The organism is Nocardia sp. NPDC059691 (assembly GCF_042733915.1).
Taxonomy (GTDB): domain Bacteria; phylum Actinomycetota; class Actinomycetes; order Mycobacteriales; family Mycobacteriaceae; genus Nocardia; species Nocardia sichangensis.
On sequence record NZ_JBHWFB010000001.1, the window covers coordinates 831,994 to 844,516 of the forward strand.

General features: G+C 68.8%; 10 protein-coding genes, 2 tRNA genes and 1 pseudogene. 7 read left to right on the forward strand and 6 right to left on the reverse strand.

Annotated features, from left to right (window positions below; translation table 11 throughout):
• Nucleotides 1-418 precede the first annotated feature (418 nt).
• Entirely contained in the window at nucleotides 419-1,450 is a 1,032-nt protein-coding gene (locus tag ACFV2O_RS03695) for a HoxN/HupN/NixA family nickel/cobalt transporter (protein WP_379249925.1), read from the forward strand.
• A gap of 71 nt (nucleotides 1,451-1,521) precedes the next feature.
• The gene (locus ACFV2O_RS03700) at nucleotides 1,522-2,592 is read left to right on the forward strand and encodes an alpha/beta hydrolase (RefSeq protein WP_379249927.1); all 1,071 of its coding nucleotides are present in this window, start codon (nucleotides 1,522-1,524) and stop codon (nucleotides 2,590-2,592) included.
• Here ACFV2O_RS03700 and hisC read toward each other — a convergent pair.
• Nucleotides 2,589-3,662 carry a histidinol-phosphate transaminase gene (hisC, locus tag ACFV2O_RS03705; RefSeq protein WP_355073049.1) on the reverse strand — a complete coding sequence of 358 codons (1,074 nt, stop codon included), beginning with the start codon at nucleotides 3,660-3,662 and terminating at the stop codon, nucleotides 2,589-2,591. The two genes, ACFV2O_RS03700 and hisC, sit on opposite strands and share 4 nt — an antisense overlap.
• 117 nt (nucleotides 3,663-3,779) lie before the next feature.
• Here hisC and ACFV2O_RS03710 point away from each other — a divergent pair, with 117 nt between their 5' ends.
• The 3 genes from ACFV2O_RS03710 to ACFV2O_RS03720 all read left to right on the forward strand — a co-directional run bounded on the left by ACFV2O_RS03710 (nucleotide 3,780) and on the right by ACFV2O_RS03720 (nucleotide 4,769).
• Nucleotides 3,780-4,484: a dienelactone hydrolase family protein gene (locus ACFV2O_RS03710; protein WP_379249929.1), complete on the forward strand. Its 705-nt coding sequence runs from the start codon at nucleotides 3,780-3,782 to the stop codon at nucleotides 4,482-4,484.
• Between the two features lie 88 nt (nucleotides 4,485-4,572).
• Nucleotides 4,573-4,662, forward strand: a tRNA-Ser gene (locus tag ACFV2O_RS03715).
• A gap of 34 nt (nucleotides 4,663-4,696) precedes the next feature.
• Nucleotides 4,697-4,769, forward strand: a tRNA-Arg gene (locus ACFV2O_RS03720).
• A 130-nt stretch (nucleotides 4,770-4,899) separates the two neighbouring features.
• On the opposite strand, the gene ACFV2O_RS03725 is transcribed toward ACFV2O_RS03720, so the two are convergent.
• The 5 genes and pseudogenes from ACFV2O_RS03725 to ACFV2O_RS03745 all read right to left on the reverse strand — a co-directional run bounded on the left by ACFV2O_RS03725 (nucleotide 4,900) and on the right by ACFV2O_RS03745 (nucleotide 8,714).
• Nucleotides 4,900-5,616 carry a maleylpyruvate isomerase family mycothiol-dependent enzyme gene (locus ACFV2O_RS03725; protein WP_379249931.1) on the reverse strand — a complete coding sequence of 239 codons (717 nt, stop codon included), beginning with the start codon at nucleotides 5,614-5,616 and terminating at the stop codon, nucleotides 4,900-4,902.
• Nucleotides 5,617-5,821: 205 nt separating this feature from the next.
• Nucleotides 5,822-6,214 (reverse strand): RidA family protein, encoded by a 393-nt coding sequence (locus tag ACFV2O_RS03730; RefSeq protein ID WP_379250143.1) that lies wholly within the window; start codon nucleotides 6,212-6,214, stop codon nucleotides 5,822-5,824.
• Nucleotides 6,215-6,340: 126 nt separating this feature from the next.
• Nucleotides 6,341-7,000: pseudogene (locus tag ACFV2O_RS03735) on the reverse strand (DUF998 domain-containing protein); the annotation flags it as partial.
• Nucleotides 7,001-7,155: 155 nt separating this feature from the next.
• Nucleotides 7,156-7,584: a very short patch repair endonuclease gene (locus tag ACFV2O_RS03740; RefSeq protein WP_355073042.1), complete on the reverse strand. Its 429-nt coding sequence runs from the start codon at nucleotides 7,582-7,584 to the stop codon at nucleotides 7,156-7,158.
• Nucleotides 7,581-8,714 carry a DNA (cytosine-5-)-methyltransferase gene (locus tag ACFV2O_RS03745; RefSeq protein WP_356963509.1) on the reverse strand — a complete coding sequence of 378 codons (1,134 nt, stop codon included), beginning with the start codon at nucleotides 8,712-8,714 and terminating at the stop codon, nucleotides 7,581-7,583. The genes ACFV2O_RS03740 and ACFV2O_RS03745 overlap by 4 nt, the downstream gene beginning before the upstream one ends.
• A 336-nt stretch (nucleotides 8,715-9,050) precedes the next feature.
• Here ACFV2O_RS03745 and ACFV2O_RS03750 point away from each other — a divergent pair, with 336 nt between their 5' ends.
• Both ACFV2O_RS03750 and fadD32 read left to right on the forward strand, forming a co-directional pair.
• Nucleotides 9,051-10,301, forward strand: coding sequence for a KasA/KasB family beta-ketoacyl-ACP synthase (locus ACFV2O_RS03750; protein ID WP_379249933.1), 1,251 nt, complete (start codon nucleotides 9,051-9,053; stop codon nucleotides 10,299-10,301).
• 108 nt (nucleotides 10,302-10,409) lie between these two features.
• Nucleotides 10,410-12,338: a long-chain-fatty-acid--AMP ligase FadD32 gene (fadD32, locus tag ACFV2O_RS03755; RefSeq protein ID WP_379249935.1), complete on the forward strand. Its 1,929-nt coding sequence runs from the start codon at nucleotides 10,410-10,412 to the stop codon at nucleotides 12,336-12,338.
• The last annotated feature ends 185 nt before the right edge of the window (nucleotides 12,339-12,523 follow it).

Consider the following 12,523-nt stretch of genomic DNA (forward strand, 5'->3'; position numbering starts at 1 on the left):
GTGCTGCGATGAAACAGACGAATCGAGCAGAGAATTCGCGCGGGAAGCGCAGCGGGCACCGCTTCGTCGGGGTGGCCCGCGCATGGCAGATGCCACGGATTAGCTTTTATTCGAGGCCAACTCAGGAGACACGGGGGCCGTCGCGACTGTGAACCGGGCGGCCGGTCCGCACGGTGCGGTGCAGCGCAGTGCGGTGACCTCGGCGCCGATAGTGTGGATGCGCGATCATGCCCGTCCTAGTTCGATACCCGGAAAAGGCTCGGCGCTCAGCGTACGGCGGGTGTGCTGATGGTGTGCCGCGATTTGCTGGATTTGCTGGATCGCCCCGAGGCGCGGACCGATGCCGGTGCGGTCGAGTATCGTTGACGCGTCTGCATTTCGGGGGTCGAGGGGTTCGCTCGTGCGCAGTGTCATCGGAATGACCATCACCGTCGTGGCTCTGCACGTCCTCGGCTGGGGGACGCTGCTGCTGTTCGTCGCGCCGAACCATTATGTGATCGACGGTTCGGTGTTCGGCATCGGTCTCGGGGTGACGGCGTACACGCTCGGCATGCGGCACGCGTTCGATGCCGACCACATCGCCGCCATCGACAACACCACTCGAAAATTGGTGGCGGAGAGCGGGAAGCAAAAGGTCCGGACGGTCGGCTTCTGGTTCGCGCTGGGCCACTCCACGGTCGTGTTCGTGCTCGTGGCCTTGCTCGCCTTCGGTGTGCGGGCGCTGGCGTCCACCTTGGCGGACGAGGATTCGGCCCTGCAACGCTGGACGGGCTTGTGGGGCACCAGCGTCTCCGGCACGTTCTTGATCCTGATCGGTCTGCTCAATCTGGCGTCGCTAATCGGCATCTGGCGCGTGTTCCGGCAGATGCGCCGCGGCGAATTCGACGAGGCGCAGCTGGAACGGCAGCTGGACAGCCGGGGCCTGCTCAACCGGCTGCTGCGACCGGTGCTCGGCCTCGTCCGCAGGCCGCGGCACATGTATCCGGTGGGCGTGCTGTTCGGCCTCGGCTTCGACACCGTCACCGAGGTCGGGCTGCTCGTGATCGCGGGCGGCGCGGCGGCGACCGGGCTGCCCTGGTATTCCATCCTGGTACTGCCCGTGCTGTTCTCGGCGGGCATGGCGCTGTTCGACTCGCTGGACGGTTCGTTCATGAGCTTCGCCTACGACTGGGCCTTCGCCGAGCCGGTGCGGAAGATCTACTACAACTTGGTGATCACCGGACTGTCGGTGGCCGTGGCGCTGCTGATCGGCGGGCAGGAGATCGTCTCGATCTTCGCCGAGCGGCTCGAGGTCCGATCGGGCGTCGTCGCCTGGATCGGAAATCTCGACCTCGGTGATCTCGGGTTCATCATCGTCGGGCTGTTCGTGCTCACCTGGGCGGTCGCCGTCGCGGTGTGGCGTTTCACCGGCGTGGAGCGGCGCTGGCAGGACGGTCTGCCCGCCCGGTGAGCACGGTGCGTGGTCTTCGACACGGCGACGGCCTTCCTGCGGCCATCGACATCTCTGGCAGGATGGTCGGCATGCTGTGTCGCGGGGTGCGGCGTTGGCTTTCCAGCGCTCTGATCAGTGCCGCACTCGTTTCCGGTGTGGTGTCATTCGGTGCACCCCAGGTCACGGCGGCGCCCGGCAATCCGCCGCCGGTCAACACCGGATCGTCGGACGGTCCCGGCCCGGCGGAGCCGACCAGTAAACAGCCCTCGACGCCGCGAATCGAGCGCATCGAACCGATCAACGATCGGTGGCTGCGGGTCTACGTCGCCTCGCCCGCGATGAGCCGGGTGGTCGAGGTGCAGGTGCTGCTGCCACGCGACCAGTCGCGCCCGCGTCCCACCGTCTACATGCTCGACGGCCGCAGCGCGAGCCCCGACAGCAACAACTGGACCGAACTCGGGCACGCCGACCGTTTCTACGCCGACAAGGACGTCAACGTCGTGCTCACCGTCGGCGGGCCGGCCAGCTTCTACACCGACTGGCAGCAGCCGGACCCGGTGCTCGGCACCAACAAGTGGGAGACATTCCTGACCAAGGAGTTGCCTCCGCTGATCGACGCGAAGTTCGACGGCAACGGCACCAACGCGGTGATGGGCGTCTCGATGGGTGCGGAGGCCGCGATGATGCTCGCGTTCCGGCAGCCGACGCTCTACAAAGCCATCGGGGCGCACAGCGGCTGCTTCTCGATGGGCACCGACATCGGCCAGGCGCAGGCGCGGGCGGTGGTGGCCACCTACATGGGCGAGCCGGACAACATGTTCGGCAAGCAGGACGACCCGGACTGGCTGGCGCACGACGTCACCCTGCACGCGGACGCGTTGCGGGGCAAGACGATCTACCTGTCGGTCGGCAGCGGCCTGCCAGGTGTGCACGACGTGCCGGGGACGCCGAATGTCGACCTGCCCAGCGCCATCACGTTCGGCGGCCCGCTGGAGGCCGCCACCAACGCCTGCACCCGGCGGCTCACCGACCGGCTGCGGTCGCTCGGCATCCCGGTCACCGCGCACTTCCGGGCCACCGGCACGCACTCCTGGCCGTACTGGGAGGACGAGCTCGCCCTCTCCTGGCCCACGATCGCGCCCGCGATAGGCGTCCGCTAACCCAGGAACCGGGCGAGCACCTCCGGGGCGCTGGCGAAGCTCAGGAACAGGTCGTTCTCGTGAGGGTCGCCGATGGTGACGCGCACCCCGTCGGTCCCGTACGGCCGCACCAGCACCCCGGCCGCCGCGCTGGCCTCGCCGAACTCGGCGCTGCGCGCGCCCAGCGGCAGCCAGACGAAGTTCGCCTCACTCGGCGGCACCGGGTATCCCGCCGCCACCAACGCGTCGCGCACCCGCTCGCGTTCGACGACCAGAACGTCCGTGCGATCCAGCAATTCGTGGCGTGACTCCAGCGACGCGATCGCCGCCGCCTGCGCGAGCCTGCTCACGCTGAACGGGATGTGCACCTTCAGCAGCGCCGTGATCACGGCCGGATCGCCCACCGCGTAGCCCACCCGCAACCCGGCCAGGCCGTACGCCTTGGAGAAGGTGCGCAGCACAACCACATTGGGTCTGGTCCGGCCGATCTCGACGCCGTCGGGGCGGTCGGCGAGCCGCACGTATTCGTAGTACGCCTCATCGAGCACCACCAGCACGTGCGACGGCACGGCGTCGAGGAACCGGACCAGCTCGGTTCGGCCGACCGCGGTGCCGGTCGGGTTGTTCGGGTTGCAGACGAAGATCAACTTGGTCCGCTCGGTCACGGCGGCGGCCAGCGCGTCCAGATCGTGCACCTGACCGGCCGTGAGCGGCACCTGCACCGCGGTGGCGTTGCCCACCTTGGTCACGATCGGATACGCCTCGAACGAGCGCCACGCGTACAGCACCTCGTCCGACGGTGACGAGCAGGTGATCTGCACCAGCTCCTGGCACAGCGCCACGCTGCCGCAGCCGACCGCGACATTCTCGAAGCCGACCCCGAGGAACTCGGCCAGCGCCGTCCGCAACTCGGTCACCTGATTGTCCGGATACCGGTTGGCCAGCTCGGCCGCTTCGGCGATGGCTTTGGCGGCGGCGGGCAGCGGACCGACGGTCGTCTCGTTGCTGGCCAGCTTGACCGCGCCGGGATTGCTGCGGCCGGGGGTGTACGCCGGGATCGATTCGAGGTCCGGCCGGATCTGCGCTGTCACACTCCAACCCTAATCGGCGCCGGGAAAAGCCCGATCGGCGTACCGGAAATTCTCTGGGATATAGGCCCTCACGTGCAACTTCTACCGAAGTTCAGCAACTCGCCCTACGCTGGTTTCATGTCGGGCACCTACGACGATTTGGCTCCGCTGCGGGCGAGCGACCAGGAAGACGAGCGGCCGGCCAGCGGTGGGCAGGTGCCCATCACGGTGGTGGAGCCGGATGGAAACGCCCGCGGCGGCATCGTGCTGCTGCACGAGTCGCGCGAGTTCAGCGGCGCGTTACGCGACCTGATGAACGCGCTGGCCGGCGAGGGCTGGACGGTGGTCGCGCCCAAACTCTTCCATCGGGGCGACGGTGAACCCGGCGCCGGGGTCTTCGGCGACGAGCTGTTCGCGGACTTCGACGCCTGCTTCGACTGGCTCACCCGGCGGGGGGTGTTCCCCGACACCATCGGCGTGCTCGGGTTCGACTCCGCGGGCACCGCCGCGTTCCTGGTCGCGACCAATCGCCCGATCGGCGCCGCGGTGAGCGTCGCGGCGCACGGCATCACCGAGCCGCTCACCGAGCAGGCCGACGCCCTCGTGCGCGCCGCGCCCAACCTGCAGGCGCCGTGGCTCGGCCTGTTCGGCGTCGACGACCCATCCACCCCGCCCGCCCAGGTGGACGAGCTACGCGACGCGACCGCCCGCGCCGCGGTCGCCAGCCTGGTGGTCACCTACTCCGGCCTGCACCACCGAGCCGACACCTCCGAGGCGGACGACGGCGACGCGGTCGATTCGCAGACCAGAATCTTCGATTGGTTCGACAGCAACCTACGCTGACCAGCCGTTTTGTGATCTGGTCGGTAGCTCCTGTAACCTTTCTGCTCGGCGGTTCGAAAGGACCGGTGCCCTCGAAGAGAAGGCTCCAGGAGGCGTGCCAGAGCGGCCGAATGGGACTCACTGCTAATGAGTTGTCCCTTCACGGGGACCGGAGGTTCAAATCCTCTCGCCTCCGCCACACCCGGGAAACCGGGTACAACTGAATAACACATGCGCCCGTAGCTCAACGGATAGAGCATCTGACTACGGATCAGAAGGTTAGGGGTTCGAATCCCTTCGGGCGCACGCAGGTAGAAGGCCCCTCCGGTAGCAGCGGAGGGGCCTTCTCGCATTACATCCATGTAGGTGACGCTCGCGAGTGGCACACCAGCGAGACGGCTTCTCGGGCGATGCCGCAGTGGTGTGCCACTCGTGGTTACTTCCAGGCGGGGAGGGTGGGGAGGGGGCCGGTGAGGTCGGTGCCGGGGGTGCGGCCGAGGAGCCAGGCGGCGAGGGAGGCGGCTGGGCCGGAGATGGTGTCGGTGGGTGAGGGGCCGATGGGGGCGGTGAAGTCGGCGTCGGTGGCCTGGATGGTGATGGCAAGGGGGGTGTCGGCGGTGAGGCGGGTGAGGTCGGCGGTGGCCTGGGGGAGGATGCGGGCTACGAAGGAGGCGGGCCAGTTGGCGGGGTGGTAGTCCGCGTTCAGGTCTACGTGGTGAATTTCGACCTCTTGCAAGCGCATCCACAGGACTTCGGTTGCGGAGATGGGGCGGCCCTGGCGGGTGCGGACCTGTGCTCGCCAAGCGTCGTCGGTGAGGGAGCGTGCGAGGCCGAGAAAACGGGTCGCGGCGGCCTCGTTGTCGGCGAGCTGTTCGGCGAGTGGACGGGGTGCGCCCGCCTCGATGTCGGCGTCGCGCAGGAAAGGGCTGGCGTATTGCGGGATTTCGACGCCGGTGTGCGCCCACAGCAGGAGGTTCACCAAGCTGTCGGCGTTGCGGGCGAGGTGCGCGAGGACGTGGCCGCGGGTCCAGCCGGGCAGGAGGGAGGGCTCGGTGACGGCGTGCTCGTCGAGGCCGCGGATGGTGTCGAGCAGGCGTGCGGTCGCCTCGGCGACGGTGTCGAGGTGCACGGGAGTCTGCGAGGCGGTGGTCACGGTTTCGACCCTAGCGATGGGCGTGCCGCCGTCGTGGGCGACAAGCCGTGATTCCGCCCAGGACTGCCAGCGGGCTGGGGCGATCTGGGATGAGTGCGATCGCCGCTCGTTTCGCGCGACGATCATCCGCTTCGGCGGCATGACGGCTCGCCAGTTCGGCAGGTAGCCGGACAGACCACGGCGGCCTGGAAGCCCGCTCGGCGATCTACCCGCCGACGATCGCGTCGGCCTCGATCTCGACCAGCAAGGCCGGGGTGATCAGCGCCTTGATCTCGTACATCGCCGTCGCGGGACGGATCTCGTCGAAGACCTCGGCGTGCGCCTTCGCGACCTCGGGCCAGCGGGCGATGTCGGTGACGAAGATGCGGGTGCGCACCACGTCGGCCAGGCTCGCGCCCGCCTCTTCCAGCGCCGCGGCGATGCGCCGCAGAGTTTCCCTGGTCTGCTCGCCGATGTCGTCGCCGCCGACCGCCGTGCCGCCGGGGGCCGACGCGGTCGTGCCGCTGACCGCGATGACATCGCCGAGCCGGACCGCCCGCGAATAGCCGACGATGTCTTCGAACTCCGAACCCGAGGCGATGTTCACGCGATCACTCATGGGCGACAGCATCCCACGGCGCTCGGCGCGGCCATGCGCAGGTTCCCGGCCCTCCACGATCACCGCGGCGGCCAGCGCGATCAACCACAGCGACATCGCGCCCACCTGGATCCGCTGGGCGATGCCGAGGGCGTAGTTCCCGGGCAGGTTGTCGGCCACCAGCATCCACACCGTCGCCAGCGACCCGATCACCAGCACGACCAGGCCGGATTCGCGCAACACCCGCCAGCGTCGATACCGGAACGCGGCGAGGCTGAAGGCGAAGGCGGCGACCGCGATCGAGGTGACCGCCAGCGTGCTCGTCAGCGCGTGCGGCTGATGCAGTTGCGGGAATAGTTCACTCGGGCCGCCGCACCCGCTCTCACCGGGGACGCAGTCGTGCAGCGGCAGCAGTACGTCGGCGACGGTCGCCGCGCCGAAGCAGAACAGCGCGACCCAGCCGACGTTGGTCAGTCTGCGGCGCGGGAACAACACCAGGCCCGCGATCGCCGCGGGCGCGAGGACCACCCCGACGATCAGGTCGGCGGTCGCGAACACCTCCCGGTACGGCTTGCCCTCCGCGTCCAGTTCGCTGAGGAACGTGTCGACCGGGTCGAGGTCGATGCCGAGCACGAACTGCAGCACCCAGGACGAGTAGCAGATCCCAGCGATCGCGATCGCCGCGGCGACCAGCACCATCGCCGGTCGTACGCGCCGAACAGCGATCTTCGGGCCACTCGTCACGCCTTCATTCTGCTGGTCGCTCGAGCGCGCCGGACAGCGGCGGGCCGCACACGTCATTACCATCCGGCACACAGGGTCTTGTCAGCTTCGCCCGGCACGCTGGTCGACAGCTGCAACTCGAGGAGGTCCCCATGCTCGGTTTCGCGACTGCCGCCGCCGGAATCGCGGTCATGACGGTGATGGTGGCGTCCGGTTATCTGGCCGCCCACGCTCCGCGTTCACTCGTGCGGGTGCGACACCGCTGACAGCGCGGCCTGCACGCGGTCGGCCGCACTGACGGGATCTTCGTGCTCCCAAACGCGGACCACGTGCCATCCCGCGGCGATGAGCGCCGCGTCGGTGGCCCGGTCCCTGGCCACGTTGCCCGCCAGTTTGGCCGCCCACCACTCGGCGTTGTTCTTCGGGTCGGTGGCGTGTTGCGGGCAGCGGTGCCAGAAGCACCCGTCCACGTAGACCGCGATGCGCCTGCGCGGGAACACCAGGTCGGCGCGCCTGCGCTGTCCCCGGATCGGCGCGCGATCGACGAAGTAGCGCAACCCGCGCCGGTGCAGTTCCCGGCGCAGCGCCAGCTCCGGATCGGTTCCGGTGCGCCGTTGACGCGCCATCCTCGCGCTGGTCACCGCGTCGGTCGTGGGCCTGCGGGTCATGCCGCCCATCCACCCATCCGATCGAGATGGCTTTCCACGTCGGCGAGGAAGCCGGGCGGAAAGCGCAGACTGCCCATGGTGGTGCGGCGCAGGAATCCGGCCGTCGCGCGGGCGGAGAGCAACTGCGCGTCGGTGAGGAAGTGGGCCAGGTCCTCGTACGGCTCGTGCACCGGCCACGTGGAAACCGGCACCCGATAGGCGGCACCGTTGTGTCCCCATGCGGCGACCGGCCACGGAGTGCCCGGCGACAGCGGTTGCTCGCCGGAGATCGGTGCGAGCGGAGCGGCCAGCCGGGACCCCACCCAGGCCGCCATTCGCACGCTCACCGCGTTGCCGACCAGTTTCCAGCGGTGGCCCTTCCTGATGCCGGGCACGTCGGTCGCGGGCGCCGTCCAGCCCGCGTCGAAACCTTGCAGACGTTCGGCGTCGGCGATGCCGGGCGTGACGATCTCCCCGGACGGCAGCCGCACCGCGGGCGGGCTGGCGATGCCGAGCGCGGAGCCGCCCTTCAGGGTCGGAACCGCGTTCACCGCCCAGCCCAGTCCGCGCACCCCCTCGGTCCAGTAGAAGCCGCACGGATCGATCTCGGGATCGCCGATCGCGCGGGGACCGGCGTCCTCGCCGAACAGCACCCCGCGCGGGTCCTCGGTGCGGGACGCCAGCATCAGCACCCGCTGCCTGCGCTGGGGCAGGCCGAACGCGCGGGCGTCCACCACCCGGTAGGCCCAGGTGTAGCCGAGCTCGTCGAGCGCGCCCGTGATGTGCCGCATGGCCGCGCCGCGGCCGAGTTGCAGCATGAACGGCACGTTCTCGATCAGCAGCCAGCGTGGGCCCCGCTTCCGGCGAACCAGGCGGAACACCTCGTCGACCAGACCCGAGCGCGTGCCGGTGATACCGGCGGTGCGCCCCGCCTGGGAGAGGTCCTGGCACGGGAATCCCGCCGCGACCAGTTCCGTTCCCGCCGGGATGGCGCGGAGTCTGGTGATGTCGGAATGCAGCGGCACGTCCGGGAAACGGGCGGCGAGCACGCCTTGGGCTCCGGGCTCGATCTCGCACAGCAACTCGGTGTGCCAGCCGTGCCTGCCGAGGCCGAGCTCGAGTCCGCCGATCCCGGCGAACAGCCCGACCATCCGCGCGCCCGTCAACGACCTTCCCTTTCTCGCGTCCACACCGGACGCCGCCCGCGCGTCCTGTGCCCGGGGAGCAGGTTACTCGAGTCGTCCGAGGCGTTCCCCGAACAACGCGACCATCGTCCCCGGCACCTGGTACGGTCCGCGTGTCACGCCGTGCGATCGGTGCGCTTTTCCAATAATGCACAAGGGTGGTCGCACCCGGACGTGATGACCGGCCGATCCGCCTGCGCTCCAGTGCCATCCGCGCGGGCCGCCCACGATCCTGGTGGCGCGCTCGCGCATTGCTTTTGCTCGACGAAGTTCCAGAGCGACGCTAGGGAAAGTGAGCGAAACATGCAGATGCCTTCCACTAGAAACGGACAGTTTCCCTCGGTCGTGGTCACCAGCCTGGCGGCGACCACGTCCATCGCGGGTGACGTGGATTCCACGTGGAAAGGCTTGCTCAACGGCGACAGCGGTATCGACGTCCTGGAAGACGAGTTCATCGACGAATTCGAGCTGCCGGTCCGCATCGGCGGGCATCTGAAGGTGCCGCCCGCCGCGTATCTGGACGCCGCCGAGGCCCGCAGGCTCGCTTACGTGGAGCAGTTGGCCCTCGTGCTCGGGCGTGAGGTCTGGCGCAACGCGGGCAGCCCCGAGGTGGACACGCGCCGTCTCGGGGTGTCCATCGGCACCGGGCTCGGCGGCGCGGAGGCGATCATCCACGCTCGGGACAAGCTGCACAACGGCGGTTACCGCAAGGTGTCGCCGTACACGGTCCAGGCCGTGATGCCGAACGGCGCGGCGGCCTGCGTCGCGCTGGAGATCGGTGCGCGGGCCGGGGTGACCACGCCGGTCTCGGCCTGTTCCTCCGGTGCGGAGGCGATCGCCAACGCATGGCGGATGATCGTCATGGGCGACGCCGACGTGATGGTCACCGGCGGCGTGGAGGGTTCCATCCAGGCGCTCGCGATCGCGGCGTTCACCATGATGCGTGCCATGAGCACCCGGAACGACGCGCCGAAGAGCGCCTCCCGTCCCTTCGACGCCGACCGCGACGGCTTCGTCTTCGGTGAGGCGGGCGCGCTGATGGTGCTGGAGACCGAGGAGCACGCCAAAGCGCGCGGCGCGACCATTCACGCCCGGCTGATGGGCGCGGGCGTCACCTCCGACGGCTTCCATCTGGTCGCGCCGGATCCCGAGGGCACCGGCGCCGCGCGCGCGATGTCGCGGGCGATGCGGACGGCGGGCCTGGCCAAGTCCGATGTCACGCACGTCAACGCGCACGCGACCGCCACTCCCATCGGCGACACGGCGGAGGCGCGTGCGATCGGCGAGGCCGTTGGCACCCATGCGTCGGTCTACGCGCCGAAATCGGCTCTCGGGCATTCCATCGGCGCGGTCGGCGCGCTCGAATCGGTGCTCACGGTGCTCACCGTTCGGGACGAAATCATTCCGCCCACATTGAATTTGGACAATCAAGATCCCGAGATCGATCTGGATGTGGTGCACGGCGGAAGCAGGCCGGGCCGTATCGATTACGCCTTGAACAATTCGTTCGGTTTCGGCGGGCACAATGTCGCGCTCGCCTTCGGCCGGTACTGAGGGCCAGGTGGCCGGGACACCTGCTAGCCTTCCCGACGCTTCGTTATCGACCTGTGTTCGGTGTCATTGCACGGCCCGAGTGTCTGTGCGCTGGAAAAGGATAAGGCGATGATCGACGAAACTTTCGACGACTATCTGGACGATCAGGGCAATATCGAGATTCGTGGGGACAAGACCCTGATCGACTTCGTCGACAAGCACAGCGTGGAGAACGGCGACGACCTCGCCTACCGCTTCATCGACTACTCCCGGGAGCGGGACGGCGAATACCTGGAACTCACCTGGCGGCAGTTCGGTGTGCGCCTGCGCGCGGTGGCCGCCCGGCTGCAACAGGTCACGCGCCCGGGCGACCGGGTGGCGATCCTCGCTCCGCAAGGACTCGACTACGTCGTTTCGCTCTTCGCCGCGGTGTACTCGGGAAATATCGCGGTTCCGCTGTTCGATCCGGAGGAGCAGGGCCACACCGACCGGCTGCACGCGGTGCTCGGCGACTGCAAGCCCGCCGCGATCCTCACGGTGGGCTCGGCGGCGAGCGGTGTGCGGAAATTCTTCCGGCACCTGCCGCCGCAGGAGCGTCCGCGGATCATCGCGGTGGAGGCCATCCCGGACAGTGTCGGCGCTTCGTGGGTGCGCCCGGACATCAACATCGACAGCGTCGCCTACCTGCAGTACACCTCGGGTTCCACCAGGACGCCCGCGGGCGTGGAGATCACCCACCGCGCGGTGGGCACGAATCTGCTGCAGATGATCGACGCCATCGGCGTCACCGAGAATTCGCGCGGGGTCACCTGGCTGCCGTTGTTCCACGACATGGGTCTGCTGGCCGTGATCCTGCCGACCGTCGGCGGCGGGTTCATCACCATCATGTCGCCGAGCGCGTTCGTGCGCCGTCCTTATCGCTGGATCAAGGAACTGGCCGCCGCGTCGGACGGCGCCGGAACCTTCGCCGCCGCACCCAACTTCGCGTTCGAGCACGCCGCGGCGCGCGGCAGACCCAAGCCCGGCGAGAAATTGGACCTCTCGAATGTGATCGGGCTGATCAACGGCAGCGAGCCGGTGTCGGTGTCGTCGATGAAGAAGTTCAACGAGGCGTTCGCGCCGTACGGGTTGCCGGAGACGGCGATCAAACCGTGCTACGGCATGGCCGAGGCGACGGTGTTCGTCTCCGCCACCAGGGCCGAGGACAAGGCGAAGGTGGTCTATGTCGATCGGGCCGAGCTGAACGCCGGGCGGATGGTCGAGGTCGCGGCGGACGCGGTCAACGCGATCGCACAGGTGTCCTGCGGATATGTCGCGCGGTCGCAGTGGGCGGTGATCGTGGACCCGGAGCACGGCACAGAAAGGCGTGACGGCGAGGTCGGCGAGATCTGGTTGCACGGCGAGAACATGGGCACCGGGTATTGGGGCCGTCCCGAGGAGACCGCCGCCACCTTCCGTGCCGAGCTGACCGCTCGGTTGCCCGAGGGCAGTCACGCGGAGGGCACGCCGCAGGACGCCAATTGGATGCGCACCGGCGACTTCGGCGCGTACCTCGACGGCGAGCTGTACATCACCGGACGGGTCAAGGACCTGGTCATCGTGGACGGCCGCAACCACTATCCGCAAGATCTGGAGTTCTCGGCACAGGAATCGAGCACGGCGTTGCGCCCCGGCTTCGTCGCGGCGTTCTCGGTACCCGCCAACGAACTGCCCGCGCTGGTCTTCGAGCAGGGCAGCCAGTCCGGTCTGAGGTTCGACGCCGAGGACACCTCCGAGCAGCTGGTGATCGTCGCGGAGCGCAATGCCCGCGCGGGCAAGCTCGAGCCGGAGCCGGTCGCCGACACGGTGCGTGCCGCGATCGCGCGCCGCCACGGCGTCATGGTCCGTGACGTGCTGCTGGTGCCCGCGGGGTCGATCCCGCGCACCTCCAGCGGCAAGATCGCCCGCCGCGCCTGCCGGGCAGCCTATCTGGAGGGCACGCTGCGCGGCGGCCACCAGCAGCAGGCTTTCCCGGACGCGCCGCAAGAGTGGGAGTCGGAGACCGCGGGCGTCGGCTAGAGCTAGGTCTCGAGGTAGCGGTCGCGATCGGTGACCCGCGGGTATCCGGCGATGAGCAGCCGGGGCCTGGATCCGCGCGACTTGACCTCGAGTTCGCTAGAGGTTGTGAACTGGGCGAATGAGTGCCGAATCCGTCGCCGCGACGAGCCGTGGATGTCCGGCGGCGGCCGGAAAATCGGTTGGTC

Bases quoted from the DNA above. Each gene is read 5' to 3' on its own strand.
- ACFV2O_RS03695 (WP_379249925.1), top strand. From the start codon at position 419: ATGACCATCACCGTCGTGGCTCTGCACGTCCTCGGCTGGGGGACGCTG.
- ACFV2O_RS03710 (WP_379249929.1), top strand. From the start codon at position 3,780: ATGTCGGGCACCTACGACGATTTGGCTCCGCTGCGGGCGAGCGACCAG.
- ACFV2O_RS03750 (WP_379249933.1), top strand. From the start codon at position 9,051: ATGCAGATGCCTTCCACTAGAAACGGACAGTTTCCCTCGGTCGTGGTC.
- fadD32 (WP_379249935.1), top strand. From the start codon at position 10,410: ATGATCGACGAAACTTTCGACGACTATCTGGACGATCAGGGCAATATC.
- ACFV2O_RS03700 (WP_379249927.1), top strand. From the start codon at position 1,522: ATGCTGTGTCGCGGGGTGCGGCGTTGGCTTTCCAGCGCTCTGATCAGT.
- ACFV2O_RS03740 (WP_355073042.1), bottom strand. From the start codon at position 7,584: ATGACCCGCAGGCCCACGACCGACGCGGTGACCAGCGCGAGGATGGCG.
- ACFV2O_RS03745 (WP_356963509.1), bottom strand. From the start codon at position 8,714: ATGGTCGGGCTGTTCGCCGGGATCGGCGGACTCGAGCTCGGCCTCGGC.
- ACFV2O_RS03730 (WP_379250143.1), bottom strand. From the start codon at position 6,214: ATGAGTGATCGCGTGAACATCGCCTCGGGTTCGGAGTTCGAAGACATC.